An 18,227-nucleotide genomic window follows, 5' to 3' on the forward strand; every position below is an offset into this window, starting at 1 on the left:
TCATGGCTGAGAGCGAAAGCGGTCAGGACAAAACAGAAGACCCCACGGAGAAACGCAAAAAGGACTCCCGTGAGAAGGGCGAGATTGCGCGTTCCAAGGAGCTTAACACCCTGGCGGTGATGCTGGCCGGCGCCGGCGCCTTGCTGATTTTTGGTGGCGCATTGGCCCAGGATTTAATGGAGTTGATGCGGATGAACTTCACGCTGTCGCGGGAAGTGATTCTGGACCAGCGCTCCATGGGCACTTTTTTGCTGCATTCGGGAAAAATCGCCTTGATCGCGATTCAGCCGGTGATGATCACATTGCTGCTGGCCGCGCTGATTGGTCCGATTTCCCTGGGGGGTTGGCTGTTCGCAGCCGGCTCCATGGCGCCCAAGTTCAGTCGCATGAACCCCGGCGCAGGCCTGAAACGAATGTTCTCGGCCAAGGCGCTGGTGGAGTTGCTTAAGGCCCTGGCGAAGTTCTTCATCGTGTTGTTCGTGGCGCTGGCGGTGTTGTCGTCAGACATCGACGATCTGCTGCGCATCGCCCATGAACCCTTGGACATGGCGATCATCCACAGTCTGCAAGTGGTGGGCTGGAGCACGTTGTGGATGGCGTGCGGGCTGATCATCATCGCGTTGGTCGACGTGCCGGTGCAGCTCTGGGAAAGCCACAAAAAGCTGTTGATGACCAAGCAGGAAATCCGTGACGAACACAAGGATCAGGAAGGGCGACCGGAGGTCAAGCAACGCATTCGTCAGTTGCAGCGCGAGATGTCGCAGCGGCGAATGATGGCCGCGATCCCCAACGCCGACGTGGTCATCACCAACCCGACCCACTACGCCGTAGCGCTCAAGTACGATCCGGAGAAGGGTGGGGCGCCGATGCTGATCGCCAAGGGTAGCGACTTCCTGGCCTTGAAAATCCGTGAAATTGCCGTGGCCAACCAAGTGCAGTTACTCGAATCGCCCGCGCTGGCGCGTTCGATCTACTACTCAACGGAACTGGATCAGGAGATTCCTGGCGGGCTGTATCTGGCGGTGGCTCAGGTATTGGCGTACGTCTATCAGATCCGCCAGTACCGCGCGGGCAAGGGTAAACGTCCGGATCCGTTGAAGGATGATTTGCCGATTCCGCCGGATCTGCGGCGCGATTCCTGATTGGGTCTACGGTTCTGAAATCAAAAAGATCGCCGCCTTCGACAGCGCCTACGGGCGCTGATGCCGCTTATTGGCTTTTTCATTGCCGGGCTCTTTCGCGATACTGTTCTCCTGTTTCTTCCTGTCGTCCTGTTGCTTGGGCGCAACCAGATCGAAGCCTTTGGCATCGTTGAATGACTTGACCGCTTTCTTGGGCATGATCGCTGCTCCGGCGCTTGGTATTACCAACGCTGATGATCACCATCCAATACCCATAAGGCCGTTTTGGCTACTATCAAAACTTACGGCTGTGCAGGTCTCTGGACGAATGGCAGGGCAGTGAACTTGAGCGATGTCATGCCCCAACTCTGATCCACCTTGTTCGTAGCAGCTGCCGAGCTTGCGAGGCTGCGTTCGAGGACGCAGTCCTCGCAAAGGATTTGCGACTGCTGCGCAGCCTCGCGCAGCTCGGCGGCTGCTGCCCGGCTCAACAAATCTATCTATTTCCCTCCTTGGCAAAAGTTGGAAGGCTTCTTGCAGTAGCCGCCCTGCGCCTGCTTCAGGCGTCAAAAGTTTGCTTTAAAGGAACGGGGAAAACCGGTGGATCGCTCTCAGTTAATCAACAGTGCTCGCACAAACGTTGCCGATTTAAGTCGGGGCAATCTGGGCGTGCCGCTGTTGCTGCTGGTCATGCTGGCCATGATGATGTTGCCGGTGCCGCCGTTCCTGCTGGACGTGTTTTTCACCTTCAACATTGCCCTGTCCATCGTCGTGTTGCTGGTCTGCGTGTACGCCTTGCGGCCGCTGGATTTTGCGGTGTTCCCGACCATTCTGCTGGTGGCGACGTTGCTGCGACTGGCGCTGAACGTGGCCTCCACGCGGGTGGTGATGCTCCACGGTCAGGACGGCCATGCCGCCGCCGGTAAGGTGATCCAGGCCTTCGGTGAAGTGGTGATCGGCGGTAACTACGTGGTCGGTATCGTGGTCTTCGCGATTTTGATGATCATCAACTTCGTTGTGGTGACCAAGGGCGCCGGGCGGATTTCCGAGGTGAGCGCGCGTTTCACCCTCGACGCGATGCCCGGTAAACAGATGGCGATCGACGCCGACTTGAACGCTGGCCTGATCGATCAAAACCAGGCGAAACTGCGCCGGATGGAAGTCGCCCAGGAGGCCGAGTTCTACGGTTCCATGGACGGTGCCAGCAAATTCGTGCGCGGTGACGCCATCGCCGGCCTGCTGATCCTGTTCATCAACCTGATCGGCGGCATGGCGGTGGGTATTTTCCAGCACGGCATGAGCTTTGGTGATGCCGGCAAGGTTTATGCGCTGTTGACCATCGGTGACGGTTTGGTGGCGCAATTGCCATCACTGCTGTTGTCGACCGCCGCCGCGATCATGGTGACCCGTGCTTCCGGCTCGGAGGACATGGGCAAGCAAATCAATCGTCAGATGTTCGCCTCGCCGAAAGCCTTGGCGGTGGCCGCAGGCTTGATGGCGGTGATGGGCCTGGTGCCCGGCATGCCGCACGTCTCCTTTCTGTCCATGGCAGCCCTGGCGGCTGGTGGCGCTTACCTGTTCTGGAAGAAGCAGAACGCGGTCAAGGTTCAGGCCCTGCAAGAGGTCAAGCGTCAGCAGGAGTTGCTGCCGTCGCCGGCCCGGGCTCAGGAAACCAAGGAACTTGGCTGGGATGACGTGACGCCGATCGACATGATTGGCCTGGAAGTGGGCTACCGCCTGATCCCGCTGGTGGATCGCAACCAGGGTGGGCAGTTGCTGGCGCGGATCAAGGGGGTGCGTAAAAAACTCTCCCAGGACCTGGGCTTCCTGATGCCGACTGTGCATATCCGTGACAACCTCGACCTGGCGCCTAGCGCCTATCGCCTGACCCTGATGGGCGTGATCCTGGCTGAAGCGGAGATTTACCCGGAGCGCGAACTGGCGATCAACCCGGGTCAGGTCTACGGCACGCTCAATGGCATCACCGCCAAAGATCCGGCTTTTGGCCTGGAAGCGGTGTGGATCGAAATCAGCCAGCGTGCCCAGGCGCAATCCCTCGGTTACACCGTGGTCGATGCCAGTACGGTGGTGGCGACCCACTTGAACCAGATTCTGTACAAGCACTCCAGCGAGCTGATCGGCCACGAAGAAGTCCAGCAACTCATGCAATTGCTGGCCAAAAGCTCACCGAAGCTGGCCGAAGAGCTGGTGCCGGGGGTGGTTTCGCTGTCGCAGCTGCTCAAAGTCTTGCAGGCGTTACTGGCCGAACAGGTGCCGGTGCGGGACATCCGCAGCATCGCCGAAGCCATCGCGAACAACGCCGCCAAGAGTCAAGATACCGCCGCTTTGGTGGCCGCGGTGCGCGTCGGCGTATCCCGTGCAATCGTGCAAAGCATTGTAGGCACTGAGTCGGAGCTGCCTGTGATCACCTTGGAACCAAGGTTGGAACAAATATTGCTCAATAGTCTTCAGAAGGCAGGACAAGGCTCGGAAGAGGGCGTTCTGCTGGAGCCAAGCATGGCGGAAAAACTGCAACGTTCGTTGATCGATGCGGCGCAGCGTCAGGAAATGCAAGGTCAGCCGGTGATTCTGCTGGTGGCCGGTCCGGTTCGCGCGATGCTCTCGCGATTCGGTCGGCTGGCAGTGCCGGGTTTGCACGTGTTGGCTTACCAGGAAATTCCTGACAACAAGCAAGTGACCATCGTTGCGACAGTAGGGCCCAACGGCTGAGGTAGTGGTTTATGCAAGTTAAGCGTTTTTTCGCCGCCGATATGCGTCAGGCCATGAAACTGGTTCGTGATGAGCTGGGCGCTGATGCCGCCATCATTGGCAATCGCCGGATCGCCGGCGGTGTCGAGCTGACGGCTGCCCTGGATTACAAATTGTCGGCGCTGGCCCCGCGTGTTCCGAACATGGAACTCGAGGATGAGCTGCGCAAGACCCAGTCGCGGATCGTCACCGCCCAGGCCGAACTGAGCCTGCGCGGCGATGGCGAGAGCGACAAGACCACCAATCGCCAGTTGTTCGCCGGCCTGCCGTTGACCGCCGCCGAACCGCTGATCGAACCGACGCTGGCCGAGCCTCGGCGCCCGGCTCCCGCGCCTGCAGCGGCGACCGGTGTCGATCCGCGCGCATTCGATTCGATGCGTTTCGAACTCAACAGCCTGCGTGAACTGATGGAAGTGCAGCTTGGCTCGCTGGCCTGGAATCAGCTGCAAGGCAGCCGTCCGGCGCAGGCCAACCTCTGGCGTCGCCTGCAACGCATCGGCTTGTCCGGCCCGTTGTCGCGCGATCTGCTGGCACTGATTACCGATATTGAAGAGCCGCGTCAGGCCTGGCGCATGTTGCTCGCGCACCTGGCGCGGATGATCGCTACCCCGGAAATCGAGCCGCTGGAAGAGGGCGGGGTGATTGCCATGGTCGGCCCCGCCGGCATGGGCAAGACCACCACACTGGCCAAGCTCGCGGCCCGTTACGTGCTCAAGTACGGCGCGCAGAACATCGCGCTGGTGAGCATGGACAGCTATCGCATCGGTGCCCAGGAACAGCTCAAGACGCTGGGCCGGATCCTCAATGTGTCGGTGACCCACGTCGACCCGGGTCAATCCCTGGTGCAGGCGCTGGAGCCCTTGCTGCGCAAACGCGTGGTGCTGATCGATACCGCCGGCCTTCAGGCCAGCGACCCGGCACTGCGGATGCAGCTCGAAAGCCTGGCCGGGCGTGGCATCAAATCAAAAAATTATCTGGTCCTGGCAACCACCAGCCAGAAACAGGTTCTAACCGCCGCTTATCACAGTTACAAACGCTGCGGCCTCGCCGGCTGCATCCTGACTAAACTGGATGAAACGGCAAGTCTGGGCGAGGTGTTGAGCCTGGCGATCAGTCATGAGTTGCCGGTGGCTTACCTGACCGATGGTCCGCGGATTCCGGATGATTTGCATCTGCCGCGTCGTCATCAGTTGGTCAGCCGCGCCGTTAGCGTACAAATGCAGGAAGAACCCAGCGAAGAAGCCATGGCTGACATGTTCGCTGATATTTACCACAGCCCGACCAAGCAGGTTGGCTGAGGTGTTAATGAACATTTTTTGTACCTACATCGATGGTCTGCCATGCATTGTTCCGATGGTGAACGCGCAGCCAGTAATGTGGCCTCCGTCTAAGTAAGACAAGGTAAAGAAATAACATGGGCAGCATGCATCCCGTACAGGTGATCGCGGTGACCGGCGGCAAAGGTGGCGTCGGGAAGACTAACGTGTCAGTGAACTTGTCCCTGGCTCTAGCTGAGCTCGGCCGGCGCGTCATGCTGCTGGATGCCGATCTGGGGCTGGCGAACGTCGACGTTCTGTTGGGACTGACACCCAAACGCACGCTGGCCGACGTGATCGAAGGCCGCTGTGAGCTGCGCGACGTGCTGTTGCAAGGGCCTGGCGGTATCCGCATCGTCCCGGCCGCCTCCGGCACCCAGAGCATGGTTCATCTGAGCCCGGCCCAGCATGCCGGCCTGATCCAGGCATTCAGCGACATCGGCGACAACCTCGACGTATTGGTGATCGACACCGCTGCGGGCATTGGTGACTCGGTAGTCAGCTTCGTGCGCGCCGCGCAGGAAGTCTTGCTGGTGGTGTGCGACGAGCCGACCTCGATCACCGACGCCTACGCGCTGATCAAACTGCTTAACCGCGACTACGGCATGAACCGCTTCCGCGTCCTGGCCAACATGGCGCAGAGCCCGCAGGAAGGCCGCAACCTGTTCGCCAAGTTGACCAAGGTCACGGATCGCTTCCTCGACGTCGCCTTACAATACGTCGGCGCGGTGCCTTACGACGAAAGCGTGCGCAAGGCCGTGCAGAAGCAACGCGCGGTGTATGAAGCCTTTCCGCGTTCCAAGTGCGCCCTGGCGTTCAAGGCCATTGCGCAGAAAGTCGATACCTGGCCACTGCCGGCCAACCCGCGTGGGCACCTGGAATTTTTCGTCGAGCGCCTCGTGCAACAAACGGCAGGACCCGTGCTATGACAGCCAGCGGTTACAACCTCTACAAGAAGTCGGCACGTGACGCGCAGTACGAGCTGATCGAGCGTTACGCGCCACTGGTCAAACGCATTGCCTACCACTTGCTGGCGCGTCTGCCGGCCAGTGTCCAGGTCGAAGACCTGATCCAGGCCGGGATGATCGGCCTGCTTGAAGTATCAACCAAATACGACGCCAGCAAAGGCGCGAGTTTCGAGACGTACGCGGGTATTCGAATCCGCGGCGCGATGCTCGATGAAGTGCGCAAGGGGGACTGGGCGCCACGTTCGGTCCACCGCAATACCCGCATGGTCAGCGACGCGATTCGCTCGATTGAAGCTAAAACCGGCCGTGACGCTAAAGATCACGAAGTTGCGGCCGAACTCCAATTGAGTCTCGACGATTATTACGGGATTTTGAACGACACCCTGGGCAGCCGGTTATTCAGTTTCGACGATCTGTTGCAGGACGGCGAACACGAAGGGCTGCATGAGGATGGCGCGAGTGCTCATCTCGAGCCGTCACGCGATCTGGAAGATGAACGCTTCCAGGCGGCGCTGGCGGACGCGATTGCCAATTTGCCGGAGCGTGAGCGACTGGTGTTGGCGCTGTACTACGACGAAGAGTTGAATCTCAAGGAAATCGGTGAGGTCCTGGGGGTCAGTGAATCTCGGGTCAGCCAGTTACACAGCCAGTGCGCGGCCCGTTTGCGGGGGCGTTTGGGGGAGTGGCGAGCGCGCTGAAGGCAGTGTGGGGACACTGCGAATGGAGCTGGTGTGGTGTTGAACCGTACCGGTCTCGATCTGTTGTGCTCCAGACAGTCATTGAGTGCTTTGCCGGATTGATTGAAATGGCGCGTCCAGGTGCTGGGCGCGTTTAAGACTGCTTGGAGGTCGAATTGGACAAGAACATGAAAATCCTCATCGTTGATGACTTCTCAACGATGCGGCGGATCATAAAAAACCTGTTGCGTGACCTTGGGTTCACCAACACGGTCGAGGCTGACGATGGCACCACTGCCATTCCGGTTCTCAACAGCGGAAGCATCGACTTTCTGGTAACGGACTGGAACATGCCTGGCATGACCGGTATCGATCTGCTGCGTCACGTGCGCGCCGATGAAAAGCTCAAGCATCTGCCAGTGCTGATGGTGACTGCCGAAGCCAAGCGCGAGCAAATCATCGAGGCGGCCCAGGCCGGTGTTAACGGCTATGTGGTCAAACCCTTCACAGCCCAGGCGTTGAAAGAAAAAATCGAGAAGATTTTCGAACGCATCGGCTGATGTACTGCGCACGGGGGAGCTATGGAGCATAACGAATCTTCACAGGGCGATTTCGAGTCGACCCTGAAAAAACACGCGGTCGAACTGGTCGAAAGCCTTGAAAAAGGCAGGTTCGGCGACGCTGTGCAACTGATCCATGAGCTCAACCAGACCCGTGACCGCGGCCTGTATCAGGAAGTGGGCAAGCTCACCCGCGAGCTGCATAGCGCGATCGTCAATTTCCAGATTGACCCGCACATGCCGCAAGCCGAGGAAGTGTCTCAGATTACGGATGCCACTGAGCGCCTGTCCTATGTGGTCAAGCTGACCGAGGCCGCGGCCAACCGCACCATGGACCTGGTGGAAAACGCCACGCCGCTGATCAACAGCCTGAGCGATGAAGCCCAGGCGCTGAGCACGGATTGGGGGCGGTTCATGCGTCGCGAAGTCGGGGCTGAAGAGTTCCGCGAACTGGCCCGGCGGGTCGATGGTTTCCTGACACGCAGCAGTGAAGACAACCGCGTCGTGTCGAGCAACCTCAACGACATTCTGCTGGCCCAGGATTACCAGGACCTCACCGGTCAGGTGATCAAGCGTGTGACCCAATTGGTCACCGAAGTTGAAAGCAATCTGCTCAAGCTCGTGCTCATGGCCAGTCACGTAGACCGCTTTGCGGGTATCGAACACGACCGTGAGGCGATGCTTGCTGAAAAAGATCCACAAAAACATCTCTCTCAGGGTGAAGGTCCGCAGATTCATGCCGATAAAAGAGAAGACGTTGTGTCCGGTCAGGACGATGTGGACGATTTGTTATCCAGTCTTGGATTTTAGTTTTCTGGGTTTTTAGACCTGTAGGAGCACCCCCTTAATGAGCTTCGGCGCCGATGAAGAGATCCTTCAGGATTTCCTGGTTGAGGCCGGCGAGATTCTAGAGCAACTGTCCGAGCAGCTGGTCGAGCTGGAAAGCCGACCTGATGATGCGGACTTGCTCAATGCAATTTTTCGCGGTTTTCACACTGTAAAAGGGGGCGCCGGCTTCCTCCAGCTCAACGAGCTGGTGGAGTGCTGTCACATCGCCGAGAACGTGTTCGACATCCTGCGCAAGGGTGAGCGTCGCGTCGACTCGGAACTGATGGACGTGGTTCTCGAAGCGCTGGACGCGGTGAACAGCATGTTCAGCGAAGTCCGCGAACGCAGCCCGATCACGGCTGCCACGCCTGAATTACTCGCGGCGCTGGCCCGTCTGGCCGAGCCGCAAATGGAAGCCGCACCGGCACCGGTCGCTGAAGTGGTTGAAGCACCGGTCGCCGAAAGCGAAACGGGCGACATTACCGATAACGAATTCGAACAACTGCTGGACTCGCTGAACGCCGTCAAGGCCCAGGCCGAGGCGCCCGTAGCGGCTGCGCAGCCTGTTTCGCAGCCTGCCGCCGATGCAGCCGCCAGTGACGAAATCACCGATGCCGAGTTCGAGTCGTTGCTCGATCAACTGCACGGCAAAGGCCAGTTCGCCGCCGATGCAGTGGCCGCAGCGCCTGCTGCACCGGCTGCTCCGAAAGCCGCCGGCGACAGCTCCGATATCACCGACGACGAGTTCGAAGCACTGCTCGACCAGTTGCATGGCAAAGGCAACTTTGCGGTCGATGCGCTGGAATCGGCAATCGCTTCGGCGCCAGCCCCGGCTGCGCCAACCGCCGCTGCGGCCGGTAGCGATCTGATCTCCGATCATGAATTCGAATCGCTGCTCGACGAATTGCATGGCAAGGGCAAGTTCACTGAAGTGGGCACTGCTTCTGCTGTTGCTTCGGTAGCGACTCCGGTTGCCAAGGCGCCAGCACCTGTGGCCAAAGCACCCGAGCCAAAAGCCCCCGAGCCCAAAGCAGAAGCACCGAAGCCTGCTGCCGCTGCTGCACCGGCTCCTGCTCGTGCCCCGGCCGCGCCGCCCGCGGAAAAACCGACCAGCGAAGCCGAGACCACCGTGCGGGTCGACACCGCGCGTCTCGACGAAATCATGAACATGGTCGGCGAGTTGGTACTGGTGCGTAACCGCTTGGTCCGTCTGGGCCTCAACAGCGGCGACGAAGCCATGTCCAAGGCCGTGTCGAACCTCGACGTGGTCACGGCCGACCTGCAAACCGCGGTCATGAAGACCCGGATGCAACCGATCAAGAAAGTCTTCGGGCGCTTCCCGCGTCTGGTTCGCGACCTGGCTCGCCAGCTCAAGAAAGAGATCAACCTGGAACTGGTCGGTGAAGAAACCGACCTCGACAAGAACCTCGTCGAGGCCCTGGCCGACCCGTTGGTCCACTTGGTGCGCAACTCGGTCGACCACGGTATCGAAGAGCCGGCTGATCGCGAAGCGATGGGCAAGCCTCGCAGCGGCAAAGTGATCCTGTCCGCAGAGCAGGAAGGCGACCACATCCTGCTGTCCATCTCCGATGACGGCAAGGGCATGGACGCTGACGTTTTGCGCGGTATCGCCGTGAAAAAAGGTTTGATGGACAAGGATGCGGCGGACCGTCTCAGCGAGTCCGATTGCTTCAACCTGATCTTCGCGCCGGGCTTCTCGACCAAGACCGAGATCTCCGACGTGTCCGGTCGTGGCGTGGGCATGGACGTGGTGAAAACCAAGATCGCCCAGCTCAACGGCACCATCAATATCTACTCGACCAAGGGCAAAGGCTCGAAGATCGTCATCAAGGTCCCGTTGACCCTGGCGATCATGCCGACGCTGATGGTCATGCTCGGCAACCAGGCGTTCGCGTTCCCGCTGGTGAACGTCAACGAGATCTTCCACCTCGACCTGTCGCGCACCAACGTGGTGGACGGCCAGGAAGTGGTGATCGTGCGGGACAAGGCGCTGCCCTTGTTCTACCTCAAGCGCTGGCTGGTCAGCTCCGCCGCTCACGAAGAGCAGCGCGAGGGCCATGTGGTGATCCTTTCGGTGGGCACTCAACGGATCGGCTTCGTCGTCGATCAGTTGGTGGGCCAGGAAGAAGTGGTCATCAAGCCATTGGGCAAAATGCTCCAGGGAACCCCGGGCATGTCCGGTGCCACCATCACCGGTGACGGCCGCATTGCTCTGATTCTCGATGTTCCGAGCATGCTCAAGCGTTACGCCGCACGGCGTATTTGATTCTGGGGGAGCGGGGCGCCAGAGCCTCGCCCCGTCTAACGGAGTGTTTATGGCAGTCAAAGTCCTGGTGGTGGACGATTCGGGGTTTTTCCGCCGCCGCGTCTCGGAAATTCTTGCAGCGGATTCAAACATCCAGGTCGTCGGTACGGCGACCAACGGAAAAGAGGCGATCGATCAGGCCCTGGCCCTCAAGCCAGACGTGATCACCATGGACTACGAGATGCCGATGATGGATGGCATCACGGCGGTGCGGCACATCATGCAGCGCTGCCCGACCCCGGTGTTGATGTTCTCCTCGCTGACCCACGAAGGCGCCCGGGTCACCCTCGATGCGCTGGATGCCGGCGCAGTGGACTTCCTGCCGAAGAATTTCGAAGACATCTCCCGTAACCCGGAGAAGGTCAAGCAACTGCTGTGCGAGAAGATTCTCAGCATCTCGCGCAGTAACCGTCGTGTCAGTGCCTATACACCTCCGGCACCGGTCGCTGCGCCAGCCCCGACGCCTGCGCCTTCGAGCGTCGGCAGCTACGGCAGCAGCGCGCCTGCGCGTCCGGCACCGGCACCGATTGCGGCGCGCTCCCATGCAGCGACTCCGTCATCGCCTGCGCCGAAACGCAAAGCCTACAAATTGGTCGCCATCGGTACCTCCACCGGCGGCCCGGTTGCGCTGCAACGGGTTCTGACACAGTTGCCGGCCAACTTCCCGGCACCCATCGTGTTGATCCAGCACATGCCGGCCGCCTTCACCAAGGCCTTCGCCGAGCGCCTGGACAAGCTGTGCCGCATCAGTGTCAAGGAAGCCGAGGATGGCGACATCCTGCGTCCGGGCCTGGCGCTGCTGGCACCGGGTGGCAAGCAGATGATGATCGATGGCCGTGGCGCGGTGAAAATCCTGCCGGGCGACGAACGCCTGAACTACAAGCCGTGCGTGGACATCACCTTCGGCTCGGCGGCCAAGTCCTACGGCGACAAAGTTCTGGCGGTGGTACTGACCGGCATGGGCGCCGACGGTCGCGAAGGCGCGCGTCTGCTCAAGCAGGGCGGCAGTGCGATCTGGGCCCAGGATGAAGCCAGTTGTGTGATCTACGGCATGCCGATGGCCATCGTCAAAGCCGAACTCGCGGATGCGGTGTACAGCCTCGACGACATCGGTCGGCACCTGGTTGAGGCTTGCATCTGATGGATGTGCTCAGCCTTATCGGGATCATCATGGCGTTCGTCGCCATCATCGGCGGCAACTACCTTGAAGGCGGTCACCTTGGCGCGCTGGCCAACGGCCCGGCAGCGTTGATCGTCCTCGGTGGCACCATCGGTGCCGCGCTGCTGCAATCGCCGATGAGTGCCTTCAAGCGTGCCATGCAGATTCTTGCCTGGATTCTGTTTCCACCTCGCGTGGACCTGGCCGGCGGCATTGACCGCGTAGTGAACTGGAGCCTGACCGCTCGCAAGGAAGGTTTGCTCGGGCTGGAAGGGGTGGCCGACGCCGAACCCGACAGCTACTCGCGCAAAGGCCTGCAACTGCTGGTGGACGGCGCCGAGCCGGAAGCGATCCGCAGCATTCTGGAAGTGGACTTCTACACCCAGGAAAGCCGCGACATCGAAGCCGCCAAAGTCTTTGAAAGCATGGGCGGCTACGCGCCGACCATCGGTATCATCGGTGCGGTGATGGGTCTGATCCACGTCATGGGCAACCTGGCCGATCCATCGCAACTGGGTAGCGGCATCGCCGTCGCCTTCGTCGCCACCATCTACGGCGTGGCCAGTGCCAACCTGGTGCTGCTGCCAATTGCCGCCAAGCTCAAGTCCATCGCGTTGCGGCAGTCGCGCTATCGCGAAATGTTGCTGGAAGGGATCCTGTCGATCGCCGAAGGTGAAAACCCTCGCTCTATTGAGTTGAAGCTTCAGGGCTTCATGGATTGATGGGGGAAATGGATTATGGCTCGTCGTCGGCAACCTGAAGAACACGTCAATCACGAACGCTGGCTCGTTTCCTACGCCGACTTCATTACCTTACTGTTCGCGTTCTTCGTGGTGATGTACTCGATCTCTTCGATCAACGAAGGCAAGTACAAGATCATTTCCGAGGCGTTGATCGGAGTGTTTACCGACTCTGACCGCGCCCTCAAGCCGATTCCCATCGGCGAAGAACGACCGAAGACCGTGACCCCGGCCAAGCCATTGGTCAAGGACAGCGAACAGATCGACGCCGGCATCGCCCAGGCCGCCAATGATCCACTCAAAAGCATCGCCGATGACATCAGCGCGGCGTTCGGCGACTTGATCAGTTCCAATCAGATGACCGTGCGCGGCAACGAGTTGTGGGTTGAGATCGAACTCAACTCCAGCCTGTTGTTCGGCAGCGGCGACGCCATGCCCAGCGACATTGCGTTCAACATTATCGACAAGGTCGCCGCGATCCTGCGGCCATTCGACAACCCGATCCACGTCGAAGGCTTCACCGACGATCAGCCGATCCGCACCGCGCAATACCCGACCAACTGGGAGCTGTCCTCGGCCCGTTCGGCGAGCATCGTGCGGATGCTGGCGATGCAGGGCGTGAACCCTGGTCGCTTGGCATCGGTGGGTTATGGCGAATTCCAGCCAGTGGCCAACAACGCCACCGCAGAAGGCCGTGCGCGCAACCGTCGGGTGGTGCTGGTGGTGTCACGCAATCTTGATGTACGCCGTAGCCTCACCGGTACCGGAACGGCTCATGCACAACCGGATGCCGCATTGAAGCGGGCTGGCACACAAACTGCACCGACCCCGGTCAAGTCGCCGGGACGCGAGAGTGCCGTCAATTCTCCGTCACCCGCATTAATACGTTGAGCTATTTCTCGGTTGGCCTTTTCGACCGGGAGGAACAATCCGAATGAGAGTCTGGGCAGTTGCCAATCAAAAGGGTGGTGTCGGTAAAACCACTTCCTCCATTGCTTTAGCCGGTTTACTGGCGGAGGCGGGCAAGCGCGTGGTTGTGGTCGATCTCGACCCCCACGGCTCCATGACCAGCTACTTCGGTTACGACCCCGACAGCCTGGAGCACAGCAGCTACGACCTGTTTCTGCACAAGGGCAACGTGCCGCAAGGCTTGCCCGGTCAGCTGTTGATGCCCACCAGTGACGAACGCATTTCCCTGTTGCCGTCGAGCACCGCGCTGGCCACCCTTGAGCGCCAGTCGCCGGGCCAGAGCGGTTTGGGCCTGGTGATCGCCAAGAGTCTGGCGCAGTTGTGGCAAGACTTCGATTACGCCGTGATCGACAGCCCGCCGTTGCTCGGCGTGCTGATGGTCAATGCCTTGGCGGCCAGCCAGCAGTTGGTGATTCCGGTGCAGACCGAGCACTTGGCGGTCAAAGGCCTGGAACGCATGGTCAACACGCTGGCGATGATCAACCGCTCGCGCAAACTGGCGTTGCCGTTCAACATCGTGCCGACCCTGTTCGACCGCCGTACCCAGGCTTCGCTTGGCACTCTGCGCGTGTTGCGCGACAAGTACCCGGAAGAAATCTGGCAAGGCTACATCCCGATCGACACCCGCTTGCGTGACGCGAGCCGGGCAGGGCTGACGCCTTCGCAATTCGATGGCAAGAGTCGCGGCGTTCTCGCCTACCGCGCACTGCTCAAGCATCTGCTCGCCCAGCAACTTGTTCCGCAGGTGGCTTGAGATGAGCCTGATTCCTACGATGGTATTCGCATGACCCGGCCGGTGAAGATCACCTCGCGCCCGCAATTGGCCCTTCAGTCTTATCTGGATGGCTTGCTGCAGGACGCGACCGAAGAGTTGCTGCCAGAAGTCGAGGTGCTGCCCGAGGTTGTCGAGGCTGAAGCTGCCCTGGACGAGTTCCAGGCGGCGGTGCTCGAAGAACAGGCCCGGGATGCGCAGACACCCGCAGTGGCCGCAGCTCCTGTCGTCGCGCCAGTGGTGAAAACGCCGGTAGCTGTGATCGACGCACCGGCACCGATTCTGGCACCTGTCTCGACCATTGCACCGCTACTGCAAGCGTTGGTGCCGCCGGTGGTGGAAGTTCATCTGCCGCCGAGCAACACGCCGCCTCCGGTGGAAAACGACGATCGTCCGGCCTGGGCGGCCGAGCCGTTCGAATGCCTGTTGTTCGATGTCGCCGGGTTGACCCTGGCGGTGCCGCTGGTGTGCCTGGGCTCGATTTATTCCCTGGCCGGCCACGAGCTGACGCCGTTGTTCGGTCAGCCGGAATGGTTCCTCGGGATCCTGCCAAGCCAGGCCGGCAACCTGAAAGTGCTGGATACCGCACGCTGGGTCATGCCGGACCGCTACCGCGATGATTTCCGCCAGGGCCTGCAATACGTTATTTCGGTCCAGGGCTATGAGTGGGGGCTGGCGGTGCATCAGGTCAGCCGCTCGTTGCGCCTGGACCCGAATGAAATCAAATGGAGAAGTCACCGGGGGCAGCGGCCATGGCTCGCCGGCACGGTGATTGAACACATGTGCGCCTTGCTCGATGTCGCCGCACTGGCCGAATTGATCGCCAGCGGCGGGGCGAAGCACATGGGCGGCAGTAAGCCGAACCACAAACCGACATAAAAAACACGCATCGGCATTCAAGTGCCGGTGCACTGAATACACACCGCTAGGGCGGTTTTTCGAGGGGTCAGGGTATGAATGACAAGGCGACGGCGGCAAAAGGTTCCGAAGATCCGATCCTGCAATGGGTCACCTTCAAGCTGGACAATGAAACCTACGGCATCAACGTGATGCGCGTTCAGGAAGTCCTGCGCTACACCGAAATCGCTCCGGTACCGGGTGCCCCGAGCTACGTGCTGGGTATCATCAACCTGCGCGGCAACGTGGTCACCGTGATCGACACCCGCCAGCGTTTCGGCCTGGGTACGGTCGACGTCAGTGACAACACCCGCATCGTCATCATCGAAGCCGACAAGCAAGTGGTCGGGATCATGGTCGATAGCGTGGCTGAAGTGGTTTATCTGCGTCAGTCGGAAATCGAGACCGCACCGAACGTCGGTAACGAGGAGTCCGCCAAGTTCATTCAAGGCGTGTGCAACAAGAACAACGAATTGCTGATCCTGGTCGAACTGGACAAGATGATGAGCGAAGAAGAATGGTCGGAACTGGAGAGTATCTGATTGATTCTTGAGGTGGCTGTGATTGTCCTGTTCCTTTTGTGGGCAGGCACGCTGGCGATGTTCCTGGCGTACATCCGCGCTCAAAGGCAGATCGCCGCACAACAGGCCCAGGGCGATGCGCTGCGCGATCAGCGCATCAAGGATCTGGCCAAACGCGTCGAAGACTACCAAAGCGGCAACGTGCGCATGGGTGAAGACCTGCACGAACTGCGCGCGGTGGTCGGACCGTTGCCGGACAAACTGGCGCAGTTGGAACAGCGTGATCCATCGAGCCTTTCATTCGCCCAGGCCGCGCGTCTGGTGGGGATGGGGGCCAGCGTCGATGAGCTGACTCAGTCTTGCGGGTTGACCCAGGCTGAGGCGGAGTTGATGAGCAAGTTGCACAGAAACTGAAAAGGGCAAAAGATCGCAGCCTCGTTTCACTCGACAGCTCCTACATTGGGATGGTGTACGCCCTGTAGGAGCTGTCGAGTGAAACGAGGCTGCGATCTTCTTACATTCAACAAAGATTCAATAATCATCCCCGCGCTCGGTGACATCCTTCTCCACCGTCACCGCATGCGGATCATGCCCCGCCGGAAACTTGCCTTTCAGATTCCAGGCAAACGCAATGATCTCGGCAATCGTGCGGTACAACTCCTCGGGAATACTCTCGCCCAATTCCATCCGCGCCAGCAGTTTTACCAACTCGGCGTTCTCGTAAATCGGCACTTCGTAGTCACGGGCAATCCGCAGAATTTCTTCAGCCAGTTCTTCGTCACCTTTGGCCGTAAGGGTAGGGGCGTGGCTGCCGTCGTACTTGAGGGCGATGGCCTGGCGCGGTGCGGTGGATTCGTTCATGCGGTTTCGTCGACCCAGCGTTGTTCGAGACGGGTTTGAGGGCCTTGTGGCGGTGTGCCGAGGTGGCAATCCAGATCGCCGACGTTCAGCCCGGAATCCAGCAGGCGCTGGCGCAGCGCGGCCAGATTGTTTTCGATCAGGCTCGCGGTGTACGGCCGTTCGGCCCACAACCGACTGGAGAGGCTGCCTTGGATCAGTTGGGCCTGAATCTGCAACGGCCCCAACGGTTCCATGTCGAACGCCAGCTCGACGCGCCATAGCGGTTGCTTGGGTTCGCGTTCGTCGCGCCGTTCGCGCGGTTGTTCTTTTTCGGGGGCTTCTTCGCGCTGGAATTTGACCTGCAACGGCACGATGTCCTGCAGGTTGCGCATGGGGATTTCCAGTTGCCAGGTGCTCATCAACCGCCCGTCACTGGTGACGCCAGTCTGCTCAAGGCTCGACAGCTGATGACTTTGTAAACGTGAAACCGCCGCAGCCGCCAGGCGCAGCAGGTGCTCGAGATCATCTTCGCCTTCCGCGCTTTGCAGCAGGCGCTCGGGCAGCGGAAAACTGGTCGGTGACGGTTTGGCGCTGACTTGCCCGAGCATGCCGAGGGCATTGCGCACGAAACTCGGCATGGCCTGGGCCAGGGTGTTGGCGGCAATGATTGCGGTGAGATTGGTGTTGGCCGGCAAGCCCGGCGTCAGTTGGGCGATCAGCTTGAGCAGGTCGCCTTTCATGTCTGGCGCCAGCGTCGGGTTTTGTCCGGTCAGCAATTTGGCTTCGAGGAACAGGCCACTGTTGGCCAGCGCCTGGGCCAGGCCTTTGGGCGTACTCAATTGTTGGACGTCCGGCAGGCCGGCGAGCAATTTGTCCACGGCCGCGCGCAGGTCGCTGGAGGTCTGATCCGAGGGCGGCAGGTTTTGCAGGAGTTTGATCAAGCCATCCAGAGAACCTTGGCGGCTTTGCTGGCTGACCAATTGTTGCGTCACCGCCAACTGTTCCTGACGGCTGCTCAGCGGCACGAATTTGAGTGTCTGGGTGTCCTGCACCAAGGCACTCAGCAAGGTGCCGATGCGCAGCGGTGTCGGGCTGTCGATGCTCAGCGTGCTGCCGCTCAGCGCGGTGTTGAGCAGGCTCACCATCGAGCGAAACACCGTCGGCTGGCCCGGCACCTGCGGCATCATCTGAGAGGTCAATACTTTACCTTGCAGCAGGGTGCCGACCGGCAGTTGCGCGGTGTCGATACGGGTGAGGGTGGCGACACTGGAGGCGATGGCCTGTTGCACCGTGACCGCCAGATTACCCGCCGACGGCTGGGTAATCGTCAGGCTGGCGCCTTGGGGCAACGGCTGAGTGCTGGTGGCCTGGACCGTGGTCTGGCGGCCGCTGTCGAGGGTGACCTTGAGCAACAGTTGAAAGGTCTGATCCGCCTGCTTGAGCGACAGCACTTCAGCCTTGGCAGTCTGCCCGGCCGTGATCAAGCCCTCCATCGGCGTCAGCAGCTTGAGCAACTCGCCGCTGATCACCAATGGACGCGAAGTCGCCGGGGTGGTTGGCGGGAGCGGGAGGATGTTCATTTCGCCTGTCATACGCGGACACAACCTGAGGAAATTGCACTCTTGAGAGTAGGGAACGCCATGTATAATGCCGCCCGTCTTTCGCTGAGTGGCGAAAACATTGCAATTGATTGACGCAGCTCTCTAGAACAAGCCGTCATAGCATCTATGCTGCATCTCTTTAACGGCCGCGCCAGAGCCGACT

The 18,227-nt window shown here is 60.2% G+C and carries 18 protein-coding genes; 15 read left to right on the top strand and 3 right to left on the bottom strand.

Translation table 11 applies throughout. The features are described 5' to 3' along the window. Window positions 1-2: 2 nt before the first annotated feature. Window positions 3-1,142, top strand: coding sequence for a flagellar biosynthesis protein FlhB (gene flhB, locus JUI81_RS23795; RefSeq protein WP_019579583.1), 1,140 nt, complete (start codon window positions 3-5; stop codon window positions 1,140-1,142). Between the two features lie 48 nt (window positions 1,143-1,190). On the opposite strand, the gene JUI81_RS23800 is transcribed toward flhB, so the two are convergent. Further along, window positions 1,191-1,340, bottom strand: coding sequence for a hypothetical protein (locus JUI81_RS23800; RefSeq protein ID WP_019579584.1), 150 nt, complete (start codon window positions 1,338-1,340; stop codon window positions 1,191-1,193). Window positions 1,341-1,721: 381 nt separating this feature from the next. Here JUI81_RS23800 and flhA point away from each other — a divergent pair, with 381 nt between their 5' ends. The 14 genes from flhA (at window position 1,722) to JUI81_RS23870 (ending at window position 16,037) form a co-directional block, all read left to right on the top strand. Next, entirely contained in the window at window positions 1,722-3,851 is a 2,130-nt protein-coding gene (flhA, locus tag JUI81_RS23805) for a flagellar biosynthesis protein FlhA (RefSeq protein ID WP_007938653.1), read from the top strand. 11 nt (window positions 3,852-3,862) lie between these two features. Next, window positions 3,863-5,188, top strand: coding sequence for a flagellar biosynthesis protein FlhF (gene flhF, locus JUI81_RS23810; RefSeq protein ID WP_019579585.1), 1,326 nt, complete (start codon window positions 3,863-3,865; stop codon window positions 5,186-5,188). A 116-nt stretch (window positions 5,189-5,304) separates the two neighbouring features. Further along, window positions 5,305-6,135 (top strand): flagellar synthesis regulator FleN, encoded by an 831-nt coding sequence (gene fleN, locus JUI81_RS23815; protein ID WP_003222917.1) that lies wholly within the window; start codon window positions 5,305-5,307, stop codon window positions 6,133-6,135. Beyond that, complete coding sequence (gene fliA, locus JUI81_RS23820) at window positions 6,132-6,872, top strand: RNA polymerase sigma factor FliA (protein WP_007894214.1); 741 nt, start codon at window positions 6,132-6,134, stop codon at window positions 6,870-6,872. Before fleN ends, fliA begins: the two co-directional genes overlap by 4 nt. 167 nt (window positions 6,873-7,039) lie before the next feature. After that, on the top strand, window positions 7,040-7,411 hold the full coding sequence (locus JUI81_RS23825) for a chemotaxis response regulator CheY (RefSeq protein ID WP_003183998.1): 372 nt from the start codon (window positions 7,040-7,042) through the stop codon (window positions 7,409-7,411). A 21-nt stretch (window positions 7,412-7,432) separates the two neighbouring features. Next, window positions 7,433-8,221, top strand: coding sequence for a protein phosphatase CheZ (locus tag JUI81_RS23830; protein ID WP_204125183.1), 789 nt, complete (start codon window positions 7,433-7,435; stop codon window positions 8,219-8,221). Window positions 8,222-8,258: 37 nt separating this feature from the next. Then, complete coding sequence (locus JUI81_RS23835) at window positions 8,259-10,526, top strand: chemotaxis protein CheA (protein ID WP_204125184.1); 2,268 nt, start codon at window positions 8,259-8,261, stop codon at window positions 10,524-10,526. 49 nt (window positions 10,527-10,575) lie between these two features. Then, window positions 10,576-11,706 carry a chemotaxis response regulator protein-glutamate methylesterase gene (locus tag JUI81_RS23840; protein WP_204125185.1) on the top strand — a complete coding sequence of 377 codons (1,131 nt, stop codon included), beginning with the start codon at window positions 10,576-10,578 and terminating at the stop codon, window positions 11,704-11,706. Beyond that, window positions 11,706-12,446 carry a flagellar motor protein gene (locus JUI81_RS23845; RefSeq protein WP_007938659.1) on the top strand — a complete coding sequence of 247 codons (741 nt, stop codon included), beginning with the start codon at window positions 11,706-11,708 and terminating at the stop codon, window positions 12,444-12,446. The genes JUI81_RS23840 and JUI81_RS23845 overlap by 1 nt, the downstream gene beginning before the upstream one ends. 12 nt (window positions 12,447-12,458) lie before the next feature. Beyond that, window positions 12,459-13,355: a flagellar motor protein MotD gene (motD, locus tag JUI81_RS23850; RefSeq protein ID WP_370695253.1), complete on the top strand. Its 897-nt coding sequence runs from the start codon at window positions 12,459-12,461 to the stop codon at window positions 13,353-13,355. A 43-nt stretch (window positions 13,356-13,398) separates the two neighbouring features. Further along, complete coding sequence (locus JUI81_RS23855) at window positions 13,399-14,187, top strand: ParA family protein (RefSeq protein WP_018925066.1); 789 nt, start codon at window positions 13,399-13,401, stop codon at window positions 14,185-14,187. A gap of 30 nt (window positions 14,188-14,217) precedes the next feature. Further along, window positions 14,218-15,084, top strand: a complete 867-nt coding sequence (locus JUI81_RS23860; protein WP_096479720.1) for a CheW domain-containing protein — start codon at window positions 14,218-14,220, stop codon at window positions 15,082-15,084. Window positions 15,085-15,158: 74 nt separating this feature from the next. Next, window positions 15,159-15,644, top strand: a complete 486-nt coding sequence (locus tag JUI81_RS23865) for a chemotaxis protein CheW (RefSeq protein ID WP_007938663.1) — start codon at window positions 15,159-15,161, stop codon at window positions 15,642-15,644. Next, window positions 15,645-16,037 (top strand): DUF2802 domain-containing protein, encoded by a 393-nt coding sequence (locus JUI81_RS23870; protein WP_019579590.1) that lies wholly within the window; start codon window positions 15,645-15,647, stop codon window positions 16,035-16,037. 117 nt (window positions 16,038-16,154) lie between these two features. Here the strand turns inward: JUI81_RS23870 and JUI81_RS23875 are convergent, their stop codons facing one another. Further along, the gene (locus tag JUI81_RS23875) at window positions 16,155-16,484 is read right to left on the bottom strand and encodes an EscU/YscU/HrcU family type III secretion system export apparatus switch protein (RefSeq protein WP_018925069.1); all 330 of its coding nucleotides are present in this window, start codon (window positions 16,482-16,484) and stop codon (window positions 16,155-16,157) included. Beyond that, entirely contained in the window at window positions 16,481-18,055 is a 1,575-nt protein-coding gene (locus tag JUI81_RS23880) for a flagellar hook-length control protein FliK (RefSeq protein ID WP_204125186.1), read from the bottom strand. The genes JUI81_RS23875 and JUI81_RS23880 overlap by 4 nt, the downstream gene beginning before the upstream one ends. Window positions 18,056-18,227: the final 172 nt, after the last annotated feature.

It is taken from the genome of Pseudomonas sp. 008 (genome assembly GCF_016861935.1).
GTDB lineage: Bacteria > Pseudomonadota > Gammaproteobacteria > Pseudomonadales > Pseudomonadaceae > Aquipseudomonas.